Below are 26,140 nucleotides of genomic sequence, written 5' to 3' on the forward strand. Positions count from 1 at the left end.
GTTATGGTTAAATGATAAACACTGGAGAGAACAATGATAAAAAACCTATCCATATTCGCGAATATAAGCGCAAAAATAAGAAAAAACAGCCTACTGGCATCTACCTTATTATTGAGTAGTACAGCTTCTTTCGCCGCTTACGCACAAAGCGAGCAGCAGCAAGCACTTTACGATATTGCTAAAAATGTCTCCGCCGAAAACATTGAAAAAGACATTACTAAGCTAGTCAATTTTGGCACTCGCCATACCCTTTCTGAAACCGAGTCTGATACCCGTGGTATAGGCGCCGCGCGTCGCTGGATTAAATCTGAATTTGATAAAATTTCAGCCGAGTGTGGTGGCTGCTTAGAAGTGTACTACCAGTCGGAAGTCATCAGCGGAGAAAAACGTATTCCCGACCCAGTAGAAGTGGTAAGTGTTATTGCTATTCAACGCGGTACCACCGATCCAGACCGTTACGTGATCATGTCTGGCGACATTGATTCACGGGTGTCTGATGTGATGGATTTCACGTCTGATTCACCAGGTGCAAACGACAACGCCTCTGGTGTTGCCGGTACCCTTGAAGCCGCGCGTGTACTATCCAAATACAAGTTTAACGGCAGTATCGTGTATGCAGCTTTATCTGGCGAAGAGCAAGGGCTTTTCGGCGGGCGCATTATGGCAAACCAAGCGAAGAAAGACGGCTGGCGCATTAAAGCGGTGCTCAATAATGACATGATAGGTAACATTGAAGGCGTTAATGGTGTGATTAACAACACCACCGCTCGCTTGTTTGCTGAAGGTACACGAGTAACCGAAACGGATAAAGAAGCGCGCATGCGACGTTTCACCGGGGGTGAAGTTGACTCACCAAGCCGTAACCTTGCCCGTTATATCGATAAAATTGCCGATCAGTATATTGAGAACTTAGACACTATGGTGATTTACCGCCTAGACCGCTTTGGCCGTGGCGGGCACCACCGCCCGTTTAACGACTTGGGCTATCCGGGTATTCGTATTATGGAAACTAATGAAAACTACACCCGCCAGCATCAAGATCTTCGCGTAGAAGACGGTATTGCCTATGGTGATACCTTAGATGGCGTCGACTTTGATTACGCTGCCAAACTTACTGGCCTTAATGCCGTTTCACTTGCTGCAATGGCGTGGGCACCGAATCCACCTGCAAATGTAGAAATTGCCGGTGCAGTTCAACCTTCAACATTTTTAAAGTGGGATGCACTAGACGCGGAAGAGAACCCGCACCTTAAAGGGTACAAAGTATACTGGCGCCATACTGATGCCCCGCAATGGGAATACAGTAAATATGTGGGTAACGTTACCGAAGCCATGCTAGAGAACGTGGTTATCGACAACTATTTCTTTGGCGTTGCCAGCGTTAACAAAGACGGTGTTGAAAGCGTTGTCGTTTACCCAGGTCCTGCGGGTAGCTTTGGAGAATAAGCGTTTAAATTGAGCGTTTATGTTGAGCGCGCTTATACGCATCCAATTACGCCCCCGATTACGCATGCAATCAAGTCAAGTTCGTGACGTTAAGCTGGTAATAAAACCGACCTATCGTCACGAATGACTTTACTCAACAAAAGCCAGCCTGGACATCAACATTACGCTCAATATATTGATGTCGCTTACATTTTGTTAATTTAAGCCAGTACGTGTTTATTGGAATTAAGCGACTAACTGCATTACAGTGTAGTAAATGTATGACGGCAGTTCGGAGTTCACCTTTGGTAAGATTCAGCGCGTTCTCGCTCTCTATTTTCACTCAACGTCTTTCTTTATTAGGCATAAGCCTAGCCCTTTGTTGTTTTAATGTTTCGCAATTACATGCCGCCCCTATCAAATTGGGTGCAGCTTCCTTCGAAACCTATATTAGCGACGATGGGGAGCCTGCTCGAGTTAACACACTGCTCGAAAAGGTTGTTCAGAAAGCGGAGCTGGATATTCAACTTCAGGTTATGCGACAAGCTTTTTTGGGCAGCTCTGTACTGACAGGTAAACTAGACGGTGAATTTGCCTACATCAACTTAGGTGAGGACACGAGCAATTATGTACTATCCGATATCTACTTCCCCATTTACCTTTACGCGGTAAGTAAAGAGGTGGACGTTGAGGCAATAAAACTATTCCCTCATTTAAAAGACAATAGGGTCGCTATTGAAAATCGCTTTGCAAATACGCCCTCATTCAGACTGCTGAAAGATATAAAGTGGTCACGCAACCCCACTACTTTTGACGCATTTCGCCAGCTTGCCGACGATAGAGCGCCTTACTTAATTACCACACAGCTGCTTGCGCGAGAGCTCAACATACTGCTGGCTAACGATAATGAAGAAACCCTGCACTTTTCAGAAAAACCTTTAGCAAAAACGGGGTTTCAAATAGCTATCAGCAAAAATGTTGCTAACGCTGAAAGAATTGTTGCGCAATTCAATCAAGCTTTGTCGACAATGCAGAATTCGGGGGAATTGAATCAGCCACTTGAGCTAGCTTGGCTCACCAAAGATGTGAATGGCGATGGCGTTGCCGACTTTATCGGGCACAGCAACATAACTACCACCTCTGACTTATTAAACACCGCTTATTCCCTTGACGGTAAACCTACATCTGAAGCCAGCGCGTTTTATATTAACGGGGATAGATATGCAACATTAGAGGAAGCGCGCGCTGCGCTTCCCTCTAAAAAAAATGCATCTCCTCGTGGGTCGCTGTTAGATAAAACCACCTACCAGCAATTGCTTCGCCGCTGGTAGATGACTTGCAGTGCGAAGGATACAAGTGAGAGCAAGCGAGTTAATGCGCCGTTTCTGGTAGGTACATTTCCAGAATTGTCAGCAATTCTTCGCCATCGACCGGTTTTGACACATAGTTATTAAAGCCTGCTTTAAGTGCTTTAACGCGATCAGAAGTATAGGCGTAAGCAGTAAGTGCTACGGCATTAAGTTTTGCAATTTCTGGGATTTCGCTTGCCCTAATTTTCACTACTAGACCTAACCCATCCATTTCCGGCATACCTATGTCCGATAGCAGTATATCGAAAGCTTCAGGCATATCGTTGATTTCCTTCCATGCCAATAAGCCGTTTTTAACCACGTTCACACGAGCGCCGTTAGATTCTAAAAACAACTTTATAAAATCGCGAGCATCTTGCTCGTCTTCTGCGACTAAAATACGTAAGCCGCTCAAGCGAAGTGATTCCGTTAAATCGCTAATCTCAGAGTTTTTGGTTTCGATAATATCGTCATGCAAACTAAGTGGTGCGATTGGCAATGACACAAAAAAAGTAGTACCTGAGTTTAACCCATCACTTTCCGCATAAATTTCGCCACCGTGCATCTCTACTAAACTTTTCACAATCGACAAGCCTAAACCTAGCCCGTGCTTATTATGCTCATTTTTGCCCTGATAAAAACGTTCGAATACGTGAGATAGCTGCTCTCGTGTCATTCCTTTACCGTTATCCTTAACGCGGAAAAGGTAGTTTGAATGTTCTCTTCGCCCTCTTACATGCACGGTTCCACCTTTAGATGTAAACTTAAGCGCATTGCTCAGAAGGTTATTAATAACCTGTTTTATACGTAAATTGTCACCCAAAATCTGGGTGTGTTCATCTTCACAATTTATCGATAGCTGAATGTTCTTGCTCGCAAACCCTGCTTCGAAAGATTTTGCTACTTCAGATATAGCCCCTGCAATATTAAGCGAATGGGTGCTGAGCTTCATCGTACCTGAAATAATACGGGATAAATCGAGAATATCGTTGATAAGTGCTGCTTGTGTTGATGCCGCGCGCTTAATCACCCCAAGGGCGTCAGTCATTCTGTCCACATTGCCGACATCCATAAGCGCTAAATCAGTCCACCCCACAATGGAGTTAAGTGGTGAACGTAGCTCGTGAGAAATGCTGGCAAGAAACTGATCTTTCGCTTTATCCAGCTCTTCTAATTTACTAATTTGCCTATCGAGCGACGCTTTTAAGCTTAGCGCGTAAGGTATGAATAGATGGTCAAACCCTTCAATGATTAGTTGGTCATCTTCGGTCCATTCTACCGATTCATCAGCGACACTTTGCAAATACATATCAAACGAATTACGAGGAGTAAGAGACTTTCCAATGTCTTTTCTGGCTGCATCGCGACCCGCCCAACGAATGGTCTTGTCTTTCTGCTCTCTGAACCAAACCGTATAGTAGCCCAGTTTTGAGGACACGCAGGAAATATACATGCCTCGAATGCCGTTTAGATCGCCGCTATCTAAAATCTCGTTTGTTAATCGGTTTATGGCAATGGACTGCTCAGAGCCATTAACGGCAAACTTCTCAAGTAATCTAGCTAAGGTTTTCTCAGTAGGGGTTTTACCAACTAGGTAGTTTCCTGTGGGGGTAACTACTGCCATACCGCACGAATCAGCAACATCCAGTAAGTCTCCTTCTTTCTGCGTGATGGCCTCAAGCGGGTTCGTGTATGAAGTAAGCTGGTGAACAATATAGTTTAGCTTGCGTTGGCGAATTTGAAATTGCTCTTTCTTTTTATGCAGTGCTTTCGTGTGAAGCTGCCAGGCATAAAGATGCCCTAACGACTCACAGACAAGACGTTTCTTCTGGTCGATATAGACAGGCTTACTATTGTGACACGCTAGCAATCCCCACAGTTTTCCCTCAAAAACAAGCGAAACTGAAAATGAAGAGCGGATCCCCATGTTTTTAAGGTAGGCAATGTGCATAGGCGAAACAGAGCGAACCATCGACATTGATAAATCCAATGGCGGACGTTCGGCCTCTTTAACCGAAGGCTTAAGGCTTATAACTTGCTCTTCTACATCGTAGACACAGCGCACCCGATTTTTCAGATACAGTTCACGGGCCTGACTAGGGATATCCGAAGCGGGAAACTTCAACCCTTTGAATGAGCGAGAATCTGCATTTGCGGCTTCACCAATCACTTCACCACAGTAGGTTTTGTCGAACTGATAAACCATGACCGAGTCGAAACCTATGTATTGCTTAAATACCTGAGCGATAGCATCAGCGACATCGCCTATGGAGTCGCGGTCATCGACATCGGGTAACAATGCGCGAATATCCACATCCATGGGTACCCACTGCTGTGCCGCTTCAAAGCTAAGCTGAGGGGTTGGCTCAAGCTCAATAACCAACAGGCCATTTGAATCGAAAGCGACGCCACTGCCTTCTTTCTCCCAATCTTTAAGGTGGAGCGCATTTTCAGCAAACTTCCATTGATAGGCGTGGCGTACATTTCCGCCTTTTACCGCATCGTGAATAGTCTGGAATGTGCGCGCTTCAGGAGAGGGAATGTCAATCAGTTCTGTTATAAGTGTTTCACCGGGAACGACGTCTACGTTGAACATGTCATTGATGTTCTCGCTCACCACCTGAATTTTTTTAGTACTTGGATTGATGGCAATGACATACCCAAAACTCTGCACGCTTTCAATCAAATGGATAGCTTCATCTTCACAGTTTTGAAGCGTTGTAGGGGTATTGTCAATTGTTTGCATTACTTTGCGCCAAATATCAAGAAAGCGAGCTTTCATCGTGTGTTCCGTAGAGTAACACACACGATAACAATTTATGGCTGAGAAAGCATGTTATATCGACGTCTAGATCATTAGCTGAGAACATTAAATTTTCAAAAATTAGTACGTGATATCACGAATAAAACTTGTGTTTCTTGATCCTACGCAATAAACTTTCAGTAATTTCTGAAACTTCTGGAATGTAAAAATGAAAATGACGCCTTTAATTACATCTGCGGTTATGCACTTTGGCGAAATGGGAAGTCGTTGGGGTTTCAACAGAACAGTCGGGCAAATTCTTGCGCTTATTGTTTTAAACGAAGAGCCCATTTCGGCGCAGGAAATTGCGGAAGCGCTCAACATATCCAGAGGCAATACCAGCATGGGTTTAAAAGAGCTTCAGTCATGGCGCTTAGTTAAACAGCATCATGTTCCTGGCGAAAGAAAAGAGTTCTTTATTCCGGCTGGCGATATTTGGACACTGGCCAACAGAGTATTTGAAGAACGAAGAAAGCGCGAGATAGACCCAACCATGAGTCTACTGCGTGATTTGTTGCTTGACGCACCTGCCAATGAAAAAGAGGCAAATGCACAACATAAACTGAACGAAATTCACGATTTACTCGAATCAATTACGGCATGGTCTGAAGAGCTTCAAAATCTTGGGCCTGAAAAGTTAAACACGTTGATGAAGTTGGGTTCTGGCGTGGGCCGTATGCTTGAGCTTAAGGACAAGCTACTTCCGGGGAAAAACAGCGTTAACTAAGGGGGCCTTCTGTGGATGCATTCTTGCTGTCTCGTTTACAATTTGCGTTAAATATTAGTTTCCATATTTTATTTCCAACCATCACCATGGCGATGGGCTGGTTTCTATTTTACTTTAAGCTGCGCTCTAATATTTCAGGTCACCCTGTGTGGATGCGTATGTACCGCTTTTGGGTGCGTGTCTTTGCCCTAAGCTTCGCCTTGGGTGTAGTAAGCGGCGTCACCATGTCATTTCAGTTTGGTACTAACTGGCCTGGATTTATGGAGAAAGTAGGTAATGTGGCGGGGCCACTACTCGGTTATGAGGTACTTACTGCCTTTTTCTTAGAAGCCACTTTTTTAGGCATTATGCTATTTGGTATACGCCGTGTTCCGAACTGGCTGCATACGGCTTCAACCCTTATTGTTGCGCTTGGCACCACCACTTCTGCGTTCTGGATATTAGCCTTAAATAGCTGGATGCAAACCCCACAGGGCTTTGAAGTGATCGACGGCGTTGTGTATGCCACAAACTGGAAAGAAATTATTTTTAACCCATCCTTCCCCTACCGTTTTGTACATATGATGTTAGCGTCTGGACTGACGGCCAGCTTCCTGATAGCTGGGCTTTCGGCCTACCGCATGCTTAAAGGCGACGACAAGCTTGCGCCTAAGCTCGCGCTTAAAACCGCCACCTATACGGCGGCAGTGTTAATCCCGCTACAAATTTTTGCGGGCGACATGCATGGTTTAAATACGCTTGAGCATCAGCCTCAGAAAGTAGCGGCGATGGAAGGACTTTGGGAGACCACTGAAGGTGCACCTTTGTTACTTTTTGCAATTCCTGACGAAGAGAGCAAAGAGAATCATTTTGAAATTCCCATTCCCTATGGTGCAAGTTTAATTCTTACTCACGAACTTAAGGGCGAGATTAAAGGGTTAAATGAGTTTGAAGGAGAGCATCCGCCCGTTGCTCCTGTTTTCTTCGGTTTTAGGGTTATGGTGGGTATGGGCATGTTGATGCTTGCTGTGTCATGGCTTGGCAGTCTTTATCTTATGAGCAACAAAGACTTCCCAATTTGGCTTAAACGCACGTTTGCAGGCATGGCGTTTAGCGGATGGATTGCAACGCTTGCCGGCTGGTACGTAACGGAAATAGGCCGTCAGCCCTATTTGGTAAGCGGTGTATTAAGAACCGCTGATGCCGTTACCCAATTGCCGCCGGCGAATATTGCTCTGTCGTTCACGCTCTATCTTGTTATCTATACGGTGCTTCTAATCGCATACATGGGAACACTTATGTTGATGTGCAGAAGAGCCGTTGAAATTGAAGAGATAACGACGGAAGAGCGCGAAGTTGCTAAGGCAAAAATGCAACCTACTGCCCCAGACCCAAGCACGGTTTAAGGAGAGCAAACATGTTTGAAAACGTATCAGCAGAGATGCTCGGAAATATTTATGTGGGTTTACTTGGCCTATCTGTATTGCTGTACGCCATTTTAGATGGCTACGACTTGGGTGTGGGTGTACTTATTCCGCCAAGAACAGAAGCGTTTCGCGATGACATGATAGCCTCCATAGGCCCTTACTGGGATGCTAATGAAACTTGGCTTGTGCTCGCCATAGGTCTACTGCTTATTGCTTTCCCTGAAGCCCATAGTGAGTTTTTACAAACCTTGTACTTACCTGCAACCTTCATGTTATTAGGGCTTATTTTGCGCGGCGTAGCGTTCGATTTTCGCGCCAAGGTTGTGCAGGTGAAAAAGCGTAAGTGGGACATGGTATTCAAATACGGCTCGCTTTTAACCACATTAGCTCAAGGGTATATGTTGGGTATATACGTGACGGGACTTCGCACAGATATTTGGGCCCAAGGCTTTGCACTTCTCGCTGCTTTTGGTGTTACAGCAGCCTATGCGTTTATTGGCTCGTGCTGGTTAATACTTAAAGGCGAAGGTGAGCTTCAACAAAAAGCGTACTACTGGGCCAGAAGAGGTTTAGGGATACTGGCGGTAGGCATTATCGCGGTAAGTATTGCGAACCTCACCTTACACGATGACGTGCGAGATTTGTGGCTATCAGCGCCTTGGGGCTATGTGCTTTTTGCTAAACCCGTAGCATGTTTTGCGCTTTTAGCATTGTGTGGGGTATTGCTTAAGAAACTGCCTGAAGCTCAAGGTAAAGGCGAATGGCTTCCGTTCTTTATTGCCCTTCTAGTATTTTTACTTTGTTTCACCGCATTTGGCATAAGCTACTATCCGTTTATCATTCCAGGGCAGATGACGGTGATGGATGCGCTTAGTGACGCAAGCTCTCTACGCTTCTTGCTTGTTGGCGTAGTTATTGTTGTACCCATTATTCTGGCTTATACCGCCATGGTTTATAAGATATTCTCCGGTAAGTCAGAGAAACTTTCTTACTACTAATACTCATTGATGGAATCGCAGCAGATCCCAATTACTTGAAACAATAGTGAACATCATTGAAAGTCAGTGGTGTTCACTTTCTATTCAGCGCTATACTGAACGCTATACATTGCGAGTTTCTTGCGGTTCCCGACGCCTTTTCTGTGCTTGGGGCATTTGCGGCGACCAGTATCCCCAATCCACGAACTCGATCTGAAAACCTGCGATCAAAATATGATCCTTTCCCTCGAACAATGTATACCAATGATTAGAGGATGTTTAGCGTTAGCTAGTCTACCCTTAAGGTGTGATCAAAATTTAAACGTTACTTACCGTTAAATATTTTGTTGACATCAAACTGTAATATTACTATATTTTATTTGGGGCAATTTTTAATAGAAGGAGCCAATACTATGGAAAATGTATTCCATTCGTTTTCACGGTTCTTCAAACGCGCGCACCCCTACACAGTCGCTCACTATATCGGCCGTAAAAATGCGCAGCGTATCTTAGGATGTAAAATCAAAAAGAAATCCAAGATATTTGCCGACCAGCACGTTGAAGAACAAAATCATTAATTTATATGGGGCCCGTCAAACCGGCCCCATTTTTTTTGGATTTTAGATGTGGTTTAACGGTACCGAGGTTGTGTACTTAATCTGCTCCATTGCAAAACTTGAAGTAACATCTGAGAACTCTATACCGTTAACCAATCGCTTATAAAAGTGATCGAAGCAATCCATATCGGTAACGAGAACTTTTAGTAAGTAATCATATTCCCCCGACATACGATAACATTCAACAACCTCATCAAATGACGCGGCGTGCTTGGCGAAACTTGCCAGCCACTTTCCATCATGTCTGCCCGCTTTTACTTGCACGAAAACGGTCATGGCCAGCCCCAGGTGTTTTGCTTGCAACAGCGCTACTCGCCTAGAGATTATGCCCTTCTCTTCTAGCTTTTGAATACGACGCCAGCAGGGCGTTACCGTAAGCCCAACTTGCTCAGCAATTTCTGCAACAGGCGTGTCAGCGTTATTCTGTAGCATGGCCAAAATGGCTTTATCTATTGTGTCTATACCGCTTGTTTTTTCACTACGCATAGTGAGATGTTGCCCTTTATTTCCATGTTCTCAGTTTTTCAGTGAATAACGTCAGGTGCTTTACTTTTATGGAGGCGATTTAAAGCCACCAAGGCTGATTAAAGTCGACATTTTCTGGTGCAATTTCATATTGAAAGGGAGGCGTAAATACATCCCAAAATGCATCCCGCAAGTCCTCGTCTATTATGCTAAGTTTACCTGCATCGCGATAGCGAGATAGCAGTGTATTGTAAGCGTCAATAGGCATTTGCGGGTTAGACTGGCGAAAGATAACACGCCCTCCAAACTCTTCATACATCGCTTTTTCTGTTTGAAACTGTATAACCTGCTTGGCCGCTATCTCTTTAATGGGTTTCGTTGCCGTTTCACTTGAAACCTGACCTTCAAACTTCTCGATAAACTTGCTTACCAGTGTTTGATTAACAATTATGCCTTTTTGTTTTGCGTAGTCCTCTAAAACAAGCTCATAAATTCTGTTTGACGCATTTACACGGACCACATAATCAAGCATACCTGCGTAATTGTCTTTCGCTTGCTGCTTCAAATTTTTGCGTTCTTCTTCACTAGGCACGACGTCTGCCATACGGATTTCGGTATTAAGTACCATTGCTAAAACACTCTGATCATCGACTTGTCCATTTGCCTGAGCAGCATAAGCAAGGTTTGAACTTAGAATAAGTAGCGCGGTGGCCAATGAATATCGAATAGTTGATGTCATGCGCATTAAGCACTCCCTGTAGACGTATTTATCGCCGCGATTACGAACACTTTGAATCTCGCTTAGTGGGTAATTAACTGTGCGGACTGGTATTACCCAAATGGGCGTTGTAATGAGTAAAGCATTAAACGCTATGACTACGCAATACCGTGGCGTACGGATATTAGGAATATGCTGCGAGCTTCAAATTTATTGGGGTGAACGAGTGCTTATGTGGTGTAGCCGAGAGAGCATGGCGATAGCGACGCGGTAGACTAGCTATTGATGAAAGCGTTATTCGTTAAAAATGATATATACCAAAAGCGGTATGGACTAAAAGCTTTGTCGCGCGTTTAGCGCGAGTGTGGAAATGCAGACAATAGAAAGAAAAACGGCGGTCAAATGACCGCCGTTTTTGAATTCTTAGATAGCTTGCACGTTAGCAGCTTGAAGACCTTTTTGACCTTCTTCAACTTCAAATTCTACTCGCTGACCTTCTGGAAGCGTTTTGTAACCGTCAGAGATGATCGCACGGAAATGAACGAATACGTCCTTACCGCCGTTATCCTGAGTTAGAAAACCGTAACCTTTATCAGCGTTGAACCACTTAACTGTGCCTGTAACTTTAGACATGTCGTATAGACCTCAAATATCGTATTAAATTGCGCATAAGCGCGTGTAACTAAGTTCTTTAGAGTCTTTAAATTGGCGGAGTATTGGGTCTTACTTACGAATGGACAAACAACTTACAACAAATTACCGGGTAACTCGAGTGGTTTAACATATAGCAAATAATACAAAATCGCGTCTATTTAAAGACTTTGGCTTAGAGCCACAACCACTATAACACTCTTCGGGACGATTACTATACAAATTAATTGATAAACTACGGATTTCATAAATAATTCACCGCAGCGTAACAAAAATCAAAGCCCTTTTCGCCACGCCAAATACCAGCAAACTGCGCCAATTACGCCTGTACTTGCAGGGAAATACCAAGATAATTCGTACATTGGCAGTATTGCTGTCATTAACACAAAGGTGGCACCCACTACGCTTAAATGAGTGGTCTGAGTTGTTTTCTTTTGCTCTTGAAGCAGAGCCAAATGGGCCCTTTGTTGTTGTAGAGGCAAGCGCTTCATTTGCTGTAAACTGTCGTACAGCAGGTCTGGCATTTCAGGCAGTTTTTCAGACCAGAAAGGTAAATTGTCTTTTACCTTCCCCATCATGGCGGTAAAGCCAATCTGCTCTTTCATCCAGTTTTCAAGAAACGGCTTGGCGGTTTTCCATAAATCAAGCTGAGGATACAACTGACGGCCTAAGCCTTCGATATACAGCAATGTTTTTTGCAGTAGCACAAGCTGTGGCTGAACCACCATATTGAAACGTCGTGCTGTATTAAAAAGCTGTAGCAGCACGTTACCAAAGGAAATTTCTGCAAGTGGCTTTTGAAATATCGGTTCACATACCGTGCGAATGGCCATCTCAAATTCATCGATGTTGGTGTCTTGCGGCACCCAACCTGAGTCAGCGTGAAGCTGGGCGACTTTGCGATAGTCGCGGTTGAAGAAGGCAATAAAGTTCTCAGCCAGATAGCGTTTATCTTCACGATTGAGCGTACCCACAATGCCAAAATCGATGGCGATATATTTGGGGTTTTCAGGGTGTTCGGTAGAAACAAAGATATTGCCCGGGTGCATGTCTGCATGGAAAAAACTGTCGCGAAATACCTGAGTGAAGAAAACTTCCACACCGCGCTCGGCCAATTTTTTCATATTGGTATTTTGGGTAAGTAATGCGTCTATATTTGAGATTGGCAGACCGTAAATACGCTCCATAACCAACACATTACTGCGGCAATAGTCACTGTAAATTTTAGGTACATACAGCGCGTCAGAACCTTCAAAGTTACGCCCTAACTGAATGCCATTCGCAGATTCACGTAGTAAATCAAGCTCATCAACAATGGTCTTGCGATATTCAACAACCACTTCCACAGGACGCAGACGTTTGCCATCGGGAAGCCAGCGTTGAAGCACGTTAGCCAAGCTAAATAAAAGCTCCATGTCTGCCACGATGGTATCGCGAATATCTGGGCGCAACACCTTTACCACAACGTCTTCATTGTTATGCTTTAGCTTTGCCGCGTGAACTTGGGCGATAGAGGCAGACGCTAGCGGCGCTTTTTCAAATTCACTGAATAATTCGCTTAAATCAGAAAGCCCCAACGCTTGCTTGATAATGTCTTGTGCAACGTCTGATGAAAACGGCGGAACTTTGTCTTGTAAACGGGCAAGTTCGTTAGCAATGGCAGGGGGAAGCAAGTCTCGGCGGGTAGAGAGCATTTGGCCGAATTTAATAAAAACAGGCCCAAGGTTTTGTAGTGCAAGGGTAATACGCTCGCCGGCTGACTTGCCCTTGTGCTTGTTTCGCACCCAAAAAATGGTATGACGCATAGCCCGCGCATACCAGGGTAACCACTTTGCTGGAATAAGTTCGTCTAAGCCGTGTTCCAACAATACCTTGTTAATTCGGTATAACCTAACAATACGCATTTATGAGCCTGTTTCTCTCAATCTTACTTAAATTTTTCTTCTAGGCGGCGCAATCGCGCATCGGCACTTTCTGCTCGATCGCGAAGCGCATTAACTTCGTCACTAAAATGCATAACCGCCAGCTTGTGTGCAGCAAGCTGCTTTTCTTCTACTACGGCGTTTCCGAATACTTTCGCCATGGACGCTAGTGCTGACATCGACTTCTCATGCACAGTTTTCACCGTTTTCAAGGTCTGATGGGCAATAACATCGTTAGTCTTTTGTGCCAGTAACTCTTCAATGTCGATGTCGAGCTGCTGAAACAAGGCACTGACTTGCTGAGCAACATTTAGCTCCCCTTCCAAAAACAATGCTTTTTGTTGAATGAGGCGGGTAAGTTGACTGGTTTCTTTTAGCTCTGGCAAAGTCTGTAGCGATGTTTTAATACAACAGTCTTTCGGCCCAAGGGATGCAACGACATCGTCAAATGAACCTTGTTCGCTAAGTACGTCGACACGGTCGGAAAAAGACAGTGTAATACCGTAAGGAAGCGGCGAGACAAATGCAGTAAGCCTGGCGCCATTAAGCGCCTTTAGCCTTGCTTCGCTGTCTTCATCTAAAGACAGCAACTTATTTATAACCGATTCAACTGTTGCAGTAATCAGCGCAGAGGTAGGCATTAAAACTTGTAACCTCTATGCAGCGCAACAATACCGCCAGTTAGATTCTGGTAATCACATTGTTCAAAACCCGCTTGCTCAAACATGCCTTTTAATGTTTCTTGATCAGGGTGCATGCGAATACTTTCAGCAAGGTATTGGTAGCTTTCTGCATCGTTTGCCACCAGCTGCCCCATTTTCGGCAAAATGTGGAACGAATACATATCGTAAAGCTTACTTAGCTGCTCTGAGGTAGGTTTTGAAAACTCTAAAACAAGCAAGCGACCGCCCGGCTTAAGTACGCGATAAATAGAATTAAGCGCGTTTTGCTTTTCCGTTACGTTTCTAAGGCCAAATGCCATGGTCACCACATCGAAATGGTTGTCTGGGAACGGCAAGGCTTCTGCGTCCGCCTGTACATAGTCAATATTGCTAACCAACCCACGGTCGCGAAGCTTATCACGGCCTACTTTCAACATAGACAAGTTGATATCGGCAAGGGTTACGCGCCCTGTTGGGCCTACCAAGCGAGAGAACTTAGCGGTTAAATCGCCAGTACCACCGGCAATATCCAAGACTTTGTTGCCCGCGCGCACACCGCTGCAGTCAATTGTGAAACGCTTCCATAAACGATGCACTCCCATCGACATAAGGTCGTTCATTACGTCGTACTTTGCTGCAACAGAGTCGAAAACATTAGCAACCAAAGAGGCTTTTTGCCCTTTATCCACCTGTTTGAAACCAAAGTGCGTTGTATGCTCAGTAGCATTGTCGATTGCAGAGTCTGCTTGCGTAGCGGGAGTTTGATTGTCGCTCATGACAGTCCTGTAATTTGAATATTTTTATTAATGCCGAAGTGTATAGGATTGTGTGCTCAAGCAAAAGCTTTATGCCTAACTGTCTCCTGATGTAAATCAAGCCTTTGACCTTCACAAAAGCGGAGCCTGCAAGGCACAAGCTCCCTTGTTTAGAAGACTAGAGCAGCTCGCTCTACACTACCTGATTGTTTGTGCCCCAACTATAGGCAACAATGGCACTGATCTCTTGCAAAGAACGGCCGCTTTCCTCATGCCATTGCGCAAATGCGGCATTGGCCGCCGACAGCGACTTTTTCGAGGTTAAGCCACCGTCAATAATTTCATTCTTTCGCAAGTAATCTTCCACGTCACGAGAGAATAAAAACGTGTCTATGCCCAGTGCACGAAGCATGTAGGGGCCGGTGTTGCCACCTAATCGCGCACCGCGTTTTTTCAAAAACGCCCAAAGCTCAGTGATATTGTCTTTTTCAAAGCCTGCTACGAACTTACCAAAGCTGCCGTGCTCCAGGGCTACGTCTTTGATCATCATGGCATTGTCACGCACTGTCATCACTTTTTTATAGTTGCGAACAATGCGCTTATCTGACGCTTTTTGCTCTAGCATTTCATCGGGCATCAACAACACTTTATCAATGTCGAACCCGAAAAATACGGTTTCAAAGTCGGGCCACTTTTGCTCAATAACTCGCCACACGAAGCCTGACTGGAACACTTTTTTGGTCATCGCCGCTAAAAAACGGTCGTCAGGAATGGCTTCAATTTGCGCTTTAGAAAGTGGTGCTTGGAGCATAGCTTCAAGCACCCTTTCACCGCCTTTGCGCTCGCACGCTCGGCGGTAGATAGATTGAAAAGACTCTAGCTTAGACTCTTTCATGTGTGCCTAGCCTTTAATACCGCTGTGACGAAGCAAAGCGTCAACTTGCGGCTCGCGCCCCCTAAAAGCAACAAACAAGTCCATAGGAGGCTTACTGCCGCCCATTTCTAAAATGTTTTCTAAGAACGCTTTGCCCGTGTCACGGTTAAAAATGCCATCCTCTTCAAACTTGCTGTACGCGTCGGCAGAAAGCACCTCGGCCCACTTATAGCTGTAATAGCCCGCTGCGTATCCACCAGCAAATATGTGACCAAAGCCGTTTTGGAAACGGTTAAACGATGGAGGAATGACCACGGCCACCTCTTCACGTACTTTATCCAATGTGCCCTGTACGTCTACCTCACTGCCCTTTTCGCTATGCAGTAAGAAGTCGAAAAGACTGAATTCAAGCTGGCGTACCATCTGCATCGCTGACTGGTAATCCCGTGCAGCAAGCATACGCTCTAATAAATCAGCAGGAAGCGGTTCGCCAGTTTCATAGTGACCAGAGATAAAGTTAAGCGCGTCTTCTTCCCAGCACCAGTTTTCTAAAAATTGGCTTGGCAATTCAACCGCATCCCACGGTACACCGTTAATACCCGACACACCCGCTACGCGCATTTTAGTAAGCATGTGGTGAATACCATGGCCAAACTCATGGAACATGGTTACCACTTCATCGTGGGTAAATAGCGCTGGCTTATCCCCTACAGGTGCGTTGAAGTTACAGGTAAGGTACGCAACGGGTAGCTGTAATTCGCCATTCATTTTTTCACGACGTACGCGACATTCATCCATCCACGCGCCGCCACGCTTTTTAGCTCGTGCGTATAAGTCTAGGTAAAAGCTGCCGCGCATCACATCGGCATCGTCAGTAATGGTGAAGTACCGTACGTCCTTATGCCATGTGTCGATGCCTGGCTGCTCGATAATCTTTAAGCCATACAGGCGGTGCACCACCTCAAACAGGCCAGACAGTACTTTATCTTCTGGGAAATAAGGGCGCAGCATTTCATCAGAAATCGTGTACTTTTCCTGTTTCAGTTTCTCGCTGTAATACGGTAAATCCCATGCCGCTAGCTCGCTAACACCATGCTTGTCTTTCGCGTATGCTCGTACTTCTTCGAGTTCTTTTTCTGCCTGAGGCTTAGACTTAGCCGCTAAATCACGCAAGAACCCGATGACCTGATCGGTAGAGTCTGCCATTTTGGTTGCTAATGAACGCTCTGCATAGCTTGAAAAGCCTAGCAATTCAGCCAGTTCAGTACGCAGCGTTAAAGTCTCTTTGATTATATCGGTGTTATCCCACTTACCCGCATTAGGGCCTTGATCAGACGCTTTTGTGGCATAGGCGCGATACATTTCTTCGCGAAGTTCGCGATTATCCGCGTAAAGCATTACAGGTAAATAAGACGGAATGTCTAACGTAAACAACCAGCCTTGTAAGTCTTTTTGGTGCGCAGCTTGCGCCGCAGCTTCAAGGGCTGACTCTGGCATACCGGCAAGTTCAGCTTCATCGGTAATGTGTTTTGTCCAGCCCATAGTGGCGTCCATCACATTATTAGAAAAGGTTGACGATAGCTCGCTTAGCTTTGCCTGAATCTCTGCAAAACGCTTCTTTTTCTCTGCGGGAAGCGCTACACCTGACAATGTGAAATCGCGAACGGCGTTTTCAATCACTTTCTGCTGCTCTTCGCTTAAGGTCGCAAATTCGTCAGACGCTTTGAGGGAAGCATAAGCATTGTAAAGGCCTTCGTGCTGGCCTACCCAAGTTCCATATTCCGATAATAGTGGCAAACACGCATCGTGGGCTTCACGCAATTCATCGCTGCTCACCACGCTATTCATATGAGACACCGGCGAGAACATTTTGCTTAAACGGTCGTCCACCTCTTCAAGGCGAAGCACTAGATTCTGGTAAGAGTAATCTTTCGACGCCACGACCTCTTCTATTTCGTTTTTACATGCCGCAATGGCCTTTTCAATTGCAGGCTTAATAGAGGCTGGTTCAATAGCAGAAAAAATTGGTAGTCCATCTACCATTTCTATTGCAGGGGTTGTCATAATCTTTTTCACTCTTAACGCTTTGATAGAATAATGATGGGGCTTCGCTGACTAAAAACAAGTTATTGTTTACGCATCTGTTGACCTGTTTTGAAGTTACTTCTAGTTTAAGGCTATGGATCACGAAACTGCACCATAGATCGTTAAACTGAGCGCTCTTTTCCATGTAGGGGTAGTCGTCAGATTTGCCTAATCTCACATCACGGCGGCTCCAGGCATGTCGCAAATGTCGCATCTAATCCTTTTGTCTACTTTGTCTCCTAGTCGTATTACAGCTATAATTCTGATTAATAAATCTACAAGGTATTGATATGAAAACCTTAACATCAGGCGAAATAGCCTCGTACTGCGACGTAAACCTTCGCACTGTAATTCGATGGATTGAAAGCGGAAAGCTTAAGGGCTTCAAGCTTCCGGGACGTGGTAACAATCGTATTCTTGTTGAGGACTTTATTGAGTTCCTTGAACGCCATGATATGCCTATTCCTGATGCGCTCAGAGGGATTGCCTCACCATCCATCCTGATCGTAGACGACGAGATGCCGGTGGCCAAGTCGATACAGCGTGTGGCAAGACGCGCAGGCTTCGATTCGTACATAGCGACTGGGGGATTCCAAGCGGGAATCATGTTAAGCCAGTACGAGCCTAAAGTTATGACGCTGGACCTTAGTATGCCTGGCATGGATGGCTATAGTGTTATCGAATTCACCCGAGAACAAAGCAAATACAAAGATTTGAAAATTATCGTCATATCAGCCTTAGATGACATAAGTCTTGAGCGTGCGCTGGAAATCGGTGCTGATGCGACGCTTCAAAAGCCTTTCTCAAATCATGATCTTACCAATGTGCTAGAGCAATTCATGTCACTGTAGTTTGAATAAGAAGGAAATGACTATGTCTTGGCCAGCAACGTGCATTTTAATCGCTCTATGGTTTACTTTAGTCCCGCTTTCAGCTGAGGGAAAAGCGCTAACGTTTGGCGTTGTTCCTCAGCAATCTGCCAAGAAAATGACCGAAAAGTGGCAACCATTTATTGATTATGTGAGTAATTACACTGGTCTTAACGTTGAATTTAGAACGGCCAAAGACATTCCTACTTTCGAAGCTAACCTAACTGCCGGACTTTATGACTTGGCCTACATGAACCCTTATCATTTTGTGGTTTTTAACGACTCTGTGGGTTATCGCGCACTTGCTCATCAGGCAGACAAAAAAATACGTGGGCTGATTGTGGTCCACAAAGACAGTCCAATTCAAACGCTTTCAGATTTAAACGGGTCTGAAATTGCTTTTCCTGCGCCCGCCGCGTTTGCAGCGACTATTATCACTAGCGCTCACTTACGCAAAAATAACATCGTATTCATTCCTCGTTACGTGAAATCTCACGACTCGGTTTACTTATCAGTGCAGCGTAATTTTTTTAAAGCAGGTGGCGGAATTTTTCGCACGTTTAATATCTCTCCAGAAGCAATAAAAAATGACCTTCGTGTGCTGTGGCAAAGTGAGGGCTATACGCCCCACCCCATCGCGACGCACCCAAAAATGGCAGAAGACGATAGACAAGCTATTCTTAATGCATTGATTGCATTATCTAATGACAGCAGTAAGTCCTCAATTTTAAGTGACATTGGATTGGGCGGATTTATTGCCTCTAGAGACAGCGATTGGGACGACGTAAGAAACCTAGGAATTGCGTCACTTTCAAGACCGCACCTATGAGAAATGAACATATGAAGCTGTCGTTACGGTTTAAAACGATTACCGGAATTGCAAGTATCGCTGCACTTTTGCTGCTGGTGCTCCTTGTGACTGTGTTTCAATTGTTAAACGATCTTGTTGACAGCAACATCAAAAAATCTGCAGACACCACGGTTGCACTTTTTGTATCTACAACAAAGAATGCTTTTTTAAGCTATGACTTAGCTTCACTTGATGCCGATGTATCCGAAATATTAACCAACCCTAATATTTCATACGTGAGAGTAAAAGATAAAACAAACAATATATTCGTAGAGAAAGGTAGTGAAGCCGCGCTTAGTCGTCCCTTTGAAGCTGACTTGTCGGTGTCAGAAGCTGACGATGGTGTATATGACACCCGTGCTCCAATTATGGTAAACAATACCTTATACGGCTATGTTGAAATTGGCCTAAACATAGCCTCAGTTACTGAATCGGTCTCTAGGGTTAGAAGCTGGACGGTAACCCTCGCTCTGATGGAGTTCGTTCTAGTTGGTTTGTGTTCGTATTTACTCGGCTCCTTTTTAATGTCTCAGCTTCAGCAGCTTTTGCAGGGTGCTAAGCACTTAGGTGAGGCGGTAAGAAACAATAACTATAAAGAAGTTTTTGTTCCTGTTAGGGGGAAAGATGAATTAAGCGAGCTCGCTGAGGCATTTAATCAACTCGTTGAGCGGCTAAAGGAAGAGTACGAACAGCGCCAGCGTGCACAAGATGACCTTAAAGAGCTAAACACACTTCTCGAAGAAAAAGTGCAAGACCGGACAGCCTTACTTAACCAGAAAAACTATCAGCTAGAAGAAACGAACAAAGATTTAAAAGAGACCCAAGTACAACTTCTTCAGGCTGAAAAAATGGCATCAGTAGGGCAACTCGCAGCTGGTGTTGCCCACGAAATTAATAACCCTGTAGGTTTTGTTAGCAGCAACATTTCAACACTCAGTGAATACGTTGCGACTTATCAAATGATTTTTTCGCAGATTCAGGTTGTTTTAGACGAGAAGGATGAGCAAAAACGCGCGCTTGCTCTCAATAAACTAGAAAAAATGCTGGGCAATCAAGATATGGCTTTTATCAATGAAGATATTTCTGACTTGCTCGGTGACTCTCGCGAAGGCTTGCAGCGCGTTGCTGAGATAGTGAAAGGGCTTAAATTGTTTTCTCGCGTTGATAGCGATCAAATGCAAAAACACAACATTAATGATTGTGTGCGAACCACATTGGCCATGGTTAATAACCAACTAAAATACATATGTACAGTAGAAACGCATTTAGGAAGGATCCCTGACGTAGATATGAACGTTGGTAAAATATCTCAAGTGATAACTAACCTTCTCATTAACGCTGGTCAAGCTATTGAAGCTACTGGCAAAAACGGAAAAATTATTATCACAACGTGCACTGTTGGCGAGTTTGTTGAGTTACGAGTAGAAGATTCCGGCTGCGGAATACCGCCAAGCCACCTTGATAAGCTGTTTAATCCTTTTTTCACTACAAAACCGGAAGGACAAGGAACGGGTTTAGGACTTTCAATTTCATTTGGTATTGCGCAAGAACACGGTGGAACGCTATCTGCTTCTAGCACCGAAGGAGAAGGCAGTACATTTACGCTAGCGCTTCCAACCAACCCAGTTTCCAAAGACTCACAAAATAACGGTGAGACTAATAATGCATGAAGTTATAGTGTCAAATAATGCAATAGCATGTGATATTAGTTACGTCGCGTATAAGGATAATTTTTTATGACAGAGCCTACTGAACAAGCTTCAACCTATACCGTGCTATTTGTCGACGACGAACCTAATATTCTTCGTGCAATTAAACGCGCGCTCTTCACTATGGATATTACGCTACTGCTTGCTGACAGCGGTGCTAAAGCACTCGAACTGATGAGTAATCACGAGGTCCACGTTGTAATCTCAGACATGAAAATGCCTCAAATGTCAGGCGCTGAGCTTCTTGAGCAAGTTGCTATTAATTACCCCGATACATTTAGAGTTGTACTTACAGGATATGCCGATATCGAATCAACCATTAAAGCCGTTAACCAAGGTAAAATTCATCGATATCTTCAAAAGCCGTGGGATAACCAAGAATTAATATCTGTGGTTGAGGAAGGGCTAGAGCGGGTTAAATTGAAGGCCGAAAATACGCGTCTTCAAAAACTTACTCGCCTTCAAAACAGAAAGCTTAGAGACGTAAACGCTTCGCTGGAACAAGTGGTTCAAAAGCGCACGCGCCAGATAAAAGCAGCGCTAAATAAAATCGAAAAACACAACCTTGCAATGGAGCAGGTGCTGTTCAACGTGATAAGCATTAATCCAAACATCAACGGTAAGTTTGCTATTGAGGTGAGTGAGTTAGCGTCGAAACTTGCGCGTATTGCTCGTTTAGAGAAAGACGAAATAAAACAAGTGCGCTATGCCGGCCTTATTTGTGAGCTAGGCCTGCTAGGGCTTAAAACCGAAGATTTCAAAGCGCCATTTTCAAAGCTTAAATATCAACAGCAACAAAATTACTTGTCGCAAACCAAACAGGCGGCACTGATCCTCGCGCCGGCGCACGAGCTGCATCAAGTTTCAGATATCATCGAGTTTCAATTCGAGCACTACAATGGCTCTGGTTTGTATAACAAAGTTGCCAAAGAAATTCCCGCAGGCGCGCGTATTTTAGCGATTGCCCGAGATTATTGGCGCTTGGTAACCGGCAGAATGAGTGGTGTGGAAATGAGCCCTCGCGATGCCAAATTAGAAATGAAAAAGCACCGAAATACCCGCTATGACGGCGAGTTTTTGGACCTTTTACTCGAAGCTGAAGATGTGACAACGTCTAAACTGCTCTCGACATCATTGAAAGCCACGCAGCTTAAGGCGGGCATGGTCCTCGCCCAAAATTTGTATAACGATAGTCACATCCTTATCCTTCCCGAGGGACATGTGTTTAGTGATGCCACCATTCAAAAACTCGTGCACTTTGAAGAAGAGCGTGGAAAAGCGTTTAGTATTCAAATAGAACCAGAAGAGCTTTCTGCTACTATAAGTAAATAAGCTTTAAAGGTTTCGTGTTGAAAACAGGACGGGCGGTGCATGAATATGCCTCGCTTTACCTTAGCCTTTTTATTAGGCTGCACTGTCCCCATTGATAAACTAAATGAAATTCCCTAAAGCAAATCTCGGTCTTTTAATCACTCTTTATAACAAGACCGATAGAGAATGATTTGCTGTGCGAACCTACCGAAGGCATCTATGCTTATCGTTTATGTTCGCCTAACCGACAAAGAAGGCTTTTTGAATGACACATTTTGATTATATATGTATTGGCGGTGGCAGCGGTGGTATCGCATCTGCAAACCGTGCAGCTAAACATGGAAAGAAGGCCGCCATTATTGAAGCGAAAGATATTGGCGGTACTTGCGTGAACGTTGGCTGCGTGCCTAAAAAAGCCATGTGGTACGGAGCCCAAATTGCTGAAGCTATCCACCGCTACGCACCTGAATACGGGTTCGATTTGTCGGTAAATCACTTTAGCTGGGACAGCCTGATTGCCAGCCGCCAGGCTTATATTGAGCGTATTCATGCCTCTTACGACCGCGTGCTTACTGCAAACGACGTTACCTTAATTCGCGGATTTGCAAAGTTTATTGATAACAACACGGTAGAAGTCAACGGCGAAAAGTACACGGCTGACCATATTACGATTGCTGTAGGCGGCCGCCCAATCATCCCAGATATTGAAGGTGCTGAGTACGGTATTGATTCTGATGGTTTCTTTGCCCTAAAAGAGCAGCCTAAGCGCGCTGTCGTCGTTGGCGCAGGCTACATTGGCGTTGAACTGGCTGGCGTTCTTCACGCCCTTGGCACAGAATCGCATCTGGTAGTTCGCAAACACGCGCCGCTTAGAAATTTCGACCCGCTTATTCACGAAACTTTGGTTGATATGATCCACGCTGAAGGCTGCAAACTGCACGACCACGCGAGCGTTGAGAAAGTAGAAAAAGCTGACGACGGTGAGCTATCAGTACACTTAACCAATGGCGAAGTGCTAAAAACTGACTGCCTGATTTGGGCGATTGGCCGTAAACCCTCTACCGACAAAATTGATATTGAAAATACCGACGTTGAGTTAAGTGATGACGGTACAGTTAAAGTAGATAAGTATCAAAATACCACAGCCAAAAACGTGTACGCAGTTGGTGATATTACCGGTGAAGCAGAGCTTACTCCGGTAGCAGTTAAGGCTGGTCGTTTGCTTAGCGAACGTTTATTTAACGGCCAAAAAGACGCTCACATGGATTACTCGATGATTCCAACCGTAGTGTTTAGTCACCCACCCATTGGCACTATTGGCTTAACCGAGCCAGAAGCTGTCGAAGAATATGGCGAGGACAACATCAAGGTTTACACTTCGAGCTTTGCGTCTATGTACACCGCGGTAACCCGCCACCGTCAAATGACCAAGATGAAGCTGGTATGCGCGGGTAAAGACGAAAAAGTGGTAGGCCTTCACGGTATTGGGCACGGCATGGACGAAATTCTGCAAGGCTTCGCCGTTGCCATAAAAATGGGTGCGACCAAAGCTGACTTTGATGCGTGTGTAGCTATTCACCCTACCAGTGCAGAAGAGTTTGTTACTATGACCTAAGAATAGGTGCTTAATTGAGTACTTTCTCACAAAAACCGGCATTTACTAGCAAGTAAATGCCGGTTTTTTTGCGTGCTTAACTTACTTTTTCTAGCTCCACGGGCACGCCATTTAGCACCGCATTTCCCGATAATTCGTCTACCTGTAAATCGTCAGTAAGAATATTGGTGTTTACCCCAGGGTTCTGACTTGCCACAGACAGCTTTATGCCTTTTTTGTTGTGCCCCCATCCATGGGGAATAGATACCACGCCGGGCATAATTGCATCTGTGATTTCAGCCTCTATGGTTAGCCGGCCAACCCGCGATTTCACACTTACCTCATCGCCATCTGCAATGCCGTATTTTGCCCCGTCATCAGGGTGAAGCTGCAACGTACAGCGGTTATTACCTTTCACCATACGAGTGCTGTTATGCAGCCACGAGTTATTGGTTTTAATATGCCGGCGCCCTATCAAAACGACGGACTGATTTTGCGGCGTAGCATGTTTCGCTTTTCCAAAGAAATGCGTGTTAACCCTGTCTAAATCAGCCATGAAGTAATCAAAGTCTAAGTGGATCTTCTTATCTTCATGGAACAAAGCATGAGGCAAGGAAGGCTGTAGCGGCCCTAAATCAATTCCGTGCGGGTGTGCTTTAAGCATTTCAAGCGACAACCCTTCTAAGGGAATGTCGGGTGAAGTTTGATTTAAGTTAGGCTGAGCGTCTCTGCTTTCGTTTGCCCCTCGACCATACAGCCCAGCTTGTAATAAATCGTCAACCACACCTTTAGGCTGCTTATCCCAAAGTGCCGCATAGTGTGCGGTACCTTTGCCGTTTAGCGCGTCGAGTCTTTCAGCCAAAGATAGATAAATTTGCCAATCGGTAAGCTGATCTTCATCAATGTCTACCACCGCTTCAGAGTACTTAGCAAAATTTCGCACGGCAAAGTTGTGAAAAACAATATCGTAGTGGTCGCGCTCTAGCGCGGTTACCGGAGGAAGGATCACATCAGCATGACGGGAGGTTTCGGTAATGTAAAAGTCTACCGCAACCATAAAGTCGAGTTCATCAAATGCCTTATCAAGCTGCTCTGCATTTGGCGTAGTGACCACGGGATTACCTGCACCAATTACCATGGCTTTTATTTGCCCTTCTCCGGGGGTTAAGATTTCCTCTGCTAAACACGCTACCGGGTATTCACCCGCAAACGCCGGAAGTCCCCGTACGCGAGAGGTAAATCCGCCCATACTGCCCTTGCCTGATACAGGTAGTACGTCAGCGGCTGGCTGAGTGAACATCATGCCACCTCGCTTATCTAAGTTTCCGGTAAGCATGTTAAACAGCATGATGAGATACTGGGTGAGCGTACCAAACGCTTGTACGCTAGCCCCCATCCTTCCATAACAAACTGCAGACTCAGCATTGCAGAAGTCCAAAACAAGCTGAGTGATTTGTGAAGCCGAAATACCGGTAAACTCGCTCACCTTTTGTGGTGAATAATCGCGAACGTATTTTTCAACCGCTTTTATATCCTCGGCATAAGGTAAAATTTCATCCGCCTTGTGTAGCTGCTTTTCAAACAATACATGCAACATAGCCAGCAGTAATAGCGCGTCACTGCCTGGACGAATAAAGTGATGTTCACAGCTGATATCGGCAGTTTCGCTGCGTTTAGGGTCGATAACGACGACCTTCCCTCCACGTTTTTGAATGCTCTTTAAACGCTTTTTCACGTTTGGCACGGTCATAATGCTGCCATTAGAGGCCAGCGGATTACCGCCGATGATCATAAAGTGCTGCGTGTGATCAATATCAGGAATAGGAATTTGGGAAATATGACCAAACAGTCGTCGACTAACAATGTGATGTGGCAACTGGTCAACGGAGGTAGCGGAATAGCGGTTGTGCGACTTGAGGGCACGATAGAAATACGGCCCGAATAATATTGAGCCCATATTGTGCGCATTGGGATTACCTAAATACACACCAACCGCATTGTTACCGTGTGCCCGCTGGATGTGGTGTAACTTGCTTGCGACCAAATCAAAGGCTTCATCCCACCCTATCTCTTCCCATGCGCTGTCTTCCGATGCACTCGCCTCGCGGTCAAGTCTTACCCTTTTTACAGGGCGCTTCAAGCGGTCAGGATCATCGTACAAGTCTTTTAACGCACTCGCTTTCGGGCAAATATGGCCTTGGCTAAAGGGGTTATCTTTATCCCCTTTTATTGACAGTATCTGACGGCCTTTCGTCGCCACCTCAATACCACACATTGCTTCACAAAGCGTACAGGTAGAATAATGCAATTGTTGTTCAGCGTTGCTCACGGTAGTTCCTACACAATTCACTGTTAATGACTTGTTACGAAA

General features: G+C 45.0%; 22 protein-coding genes. 12 read left to right on the forward strand and 10 right to left on the reverse strand.

Annotated features, from left to right (window positions below; genetic code table 11):
* Positions 1-33: 33 nt before the first annotated feature.
* On the forward strand, positions 34-1,446 hold the full coding sequence (locus RJ41_RS05220; RefSeq protein ID WP_052235399.1) for a M28 family metallopeptidase: 1,413 nt from the start codon (positions 34-36) through the stop codon (positions 1,444-1,446).
* A 284-nt stretch (positions 1,447-1,730) separates the two neighbouring features.
* Positions 1,731-2,756 (forward strand): substrate-binding periplasmic protein, encoded by a 1,026-nt coding sequence (locus tag RJ41_RS05225; RefSeq protein ID WP_039218052.1) that lies wholly within the window; start codon positions 1,731-1,733, stop codon positions 2,754-2,756.
* Between the two features lie 40 nt (positions 2,757-2,796).
* On the opposite strand, the gene RJ41_RS05230 is transcribed toward RJ41_RS05225, so the two are convergent.
* Entirely contained in the window at positions 2,797-5,556 is a 2,760-nt protein-coding gene (locus RJ41_RS05230) for an ATP-binding protein (RefSeq protein ID WP_240485733.1), read from the reverse strand.
* A gap of 190 nt (positions 5,557-5,746) precedes the next feature.
* Between RJ41_RS05230 and RJ41_RS05235 the strand changes: the two genes are divergently transcribed.
* The 4 genes from RJ41_RS05235 to RJ41_RS19150 all read left to right on the forward strand — a co-directional run bounded on the left by RJ41_RS05235 (position 5,747) and on the right by RJ41_RS19150 (position 9,265).
* A complete protein-coding gene (locus RJ41_RS05235; protein WP_039217873.1) occupies positions 5,747-6,304 on the forward strand; it encodes a GbsR/MarR family transcriptional regulator in 558 nt (185 codons plus the stop codon).
* Between the two features lie 11 nt (positions 6,305-6,315).
* Positions 6,316-7,689, forward strand: a complete 1,374-nt coding sequence (locus RJ41_RS05240) for a cytochrome ubiquinol oxidase subunit I (RefSeq protein ID WP_039217876.1) — start codon at positions 6,316-6,318, stop codon at positions 7,687-7,689.
* 11 nt (positions 7,690-7,700) lie between these two features.
* Positions 7,701-8,708, forward strand: coding sequence for a cytochrome d ubiquinol oxidase subunit II (locus tag RJ41_RS05245; protein ID WP_039217879.1), 1,008 nt, complete (start codon positions 7,701-7,703; stop codon positions 8,706-8,708).
* A 392-nt stretch (positions 8,709-9,100) separates the two neighbouring features.
* Positions 9,101-9,265, forward strand: a complete 165-nt coding sequence (locus RJ41_RS19150) for a hypothetical protein (protein WP_162889828.1) — start codon at positions 9,101-9,103, stop codon at positions 9,263-9,265.
* 42 nt (positions 9,266-9,307) lie between these two features.
* On the opposite strand, the gene RJ41_RS05250 is transcribed toward RJ41_RS19150, so the two are convergent.
* Both RJ41_RS05250 and RJ41_RS05255 read right to left on the reverse strand, forming a co-directional pair.
* Positions 9,308-9,790 carry an Lrp/AsnC family transcriptional regulator gene (locus tag RJ41_RS05250; protein WP_014950937.1) on the reverse strand — a complete coding sequence of 161 codons (483 nt, stop codon included), beginning with the start codon at positions 9,788-9,790 and terminating at the stop codon, positions 9,308-9,310.
* 79 nt (positions 9,791-9,869) lie between these two features.
* Positions 9,870-10,514, reverse strand: a complete 645-nt coding sequence (locus tag RJ41_RS05255) for a hypothetical protein (protein WP_039217882.1) — start codon at positions 10,512-10,514, stop codon at positions 9,870-9,872.
* A 106-nt stretch (positions 10,515-10,620) separates the two neighbouring features.
* Between RJ41_RS05255 and RJ41_RS19035 the strand changes: the two genes are divergently transcribed.
* Positions 10,621-10,761, forward strand: coding sequence for a hypothetical protein (locus tag RJ41_RS19035; RefSeq protein ID WP_156964758.1), 141 nt, complete (start codon positions 10,621-10,623; stop codon positions 10,759-10,761).
* A 149-nt stretch (positions 10,762-10,910) separates the two neighbouring features.
* Here RJ41_RS19035 and cspE read toward each other — a convergent pair whose 3' ends face one another.
* The 6 genes from cspE to prlC form a co-directional block, all read right to left on the reverse strand.
* Positions 10,911-11,120, reverse strand: coding sequence for a transcription antiterminator/RNA stability regulator CspE (cspE, locus tag RJ41_RS05260; RefSeq protein ID WP_012519905.1), 210 nt, complete (start codon positions 11,118-11,120; stop codon positions 10,911-10,913).
* A gap of 293 nt (positions 11,121-11,413) precedes the next feature.
* Positions 11,414-13,042 (reverse strand): ubiquinone biosynthesis regulatory protein kinase UbiB, encoded by a 1,629-nt coding sequence (gene ubiB, locus RJ41_RS05265; protein ID WP_039217892.1) that lies wholly within the window; start codon positions 13,040-13,042, stop codon positions 11,414-11,416.
* 23 nt (positions 13,043-13,065) lie between these two features.
* Positions 13,066-13,701 carry a ubiquinone biosynthesis accessory factor UbiJ gene (locus RJ41_RS05270; RefSeq protein ID WP_039217894.1) on the reverse strand — a complete coding sequence of 212 codons (636 nt, stop codon included), beginning with the start codon at positions 13,699-13,701 and terminating at the stop codon, positions 13,066-13,068.
* The gene (ubiE, locus tag RJ41_RS05275; protein WP_052235400.1) at positions 13,701-14,498 is read right to left on the reverse strand and encodes a bifunctional demethylmenaquinone methyltransferase/2-methoxy-6-polyprenyl-1,4-benzoquinol methylase UbiE; all 798 of its coding nucleotides are present in this window, start codon (positions 14,496-14,498) and stop codon (positions 13,701-13,703) included. Before ubiE ends, RJ41_RS05270 begins: the two co-directional genes overlap by 1 nt.
* Positions 14,499-14,670: 172 nt before the next feature.
* Positions 14,671-15,372 carry a DNA-3-methyladenine glycosylase I gene (locus RJ41_RS05280; RefSeq protein WP_039217897.1) on the reverse strand — a complete coding sequence of 234 codons (702 nt, stop codon included), beginning with the start codon at positions 15,370-15,372 and terminating at the stop codon, positions 14,671-14,673.
* 6 nt (positions 15,373-15,378) lie between these two features.
* Positions 15,379-17,415, reverse strand: coding sequence for an oligopeptidase A (gene prlC, locus RJ41_RS05285; RefSeq protein WP_039218060.1), 2,037 nt, complete (start codon positions 17,413-17,415; stop codon positions 15,379-15,381).
* Between the two features lie 311 nt (positions 17,416-17,726).
* Between prlC and RJ41_RS05290 the strand changes: the two genes are divergently transcribed.
* The 5 genes from RJ41_RS05290 (at position 17,727) to gorA (ending at position 23,790) form a co-directional block, all read left to right on the forward strand.
* Positions 17,727-18,287 (forward strand): response regulator, encoded by a 561-nt coding sequence (locus RJ41_RS05290; protein ID WP_039217899.1) that lies wholly within the window; start codon positions 17,727-17,729, stop codon positions 18,285-18,287.
* A 22-nt stretch (positions 18,288-18,309) separates the two neighbouring features.
* Positions 18,310-19,134: a phosphate/phosphite/phosphonate ABC transporter substrate-binding protein gene (locus tag RJ41_RS05295; protein WP_039217902.1), complete on the forward strand. Its 825-nt coding sequence runs from the start codon at positions 18,310-18,312 to the stop codon at positions 19,132-19,134.
* 11 nt (positions 19,135-19,145) lie between these two features.
* Positions 19,146-20,825, forward strand: a complete 1,680-nt coding sequence (locus RJ41_RS05300; RefSeq protein WP_039218062.1) for a sensor histidine kinase — start codon at positions 19,146-19,148, stop codon at positions 20,823-20,825.
* A 66-nt stretch (positions 20,826-20,891) separates the two neighbouring features.
* A complete protein-coding gene (gene nosR, locus RJ41_RS05305; protein ID WP_039217904.1) occupies positions 20,892-22,196 on the forward strand; it encodes a response regulator c-di-GMP phosphodiesterase, NosR family in 1,305 nt (434 codons plus the stop codon).
* A gap of 244 nt (positions 22,197-22,440) precedes the next feature.
* On the forward strand, positions 22,441-23,790 hold the full coding sequence (gene gorA, locus RJ41_RS05310; RefSeq protein WP_039217907.1) for a glutathione-disulfide reductase: 1,350 nt from the start codon (positions 22,441-22,443) through the stop codon (positions 23,788-23,790).
* A gap of 76 nt (positions 23,791-23,866) precedes the next feature.
* Here the strand turns inward: gorA and RJ41_RS05315 are convergent, their stop codons facing one another.
* Complete coding sequence (locus RJ41_RS05315; RefSeq protein ID WP_039217909.1) at positions 23,867-26,098, reverse strand: molybdopterin oxidoreductase family protein; 2,232 nt, start codon at positions 26,096-26,098, stop codon at positions 23,867-23,869.
* Between the last annotated feature and the right edge of the window lie 42 nt (positions 26,099-26,140).

The sequence above is a fragment of the Alteromonas marina genome, from assembly GCF_000808575.1.
Lineage (GTDB): Bacteria > Pseudomonadota > Gammaproteobacteria > Enterobacterales > Alteromonadaceae > Alteromonas > Alteromonas marina_A.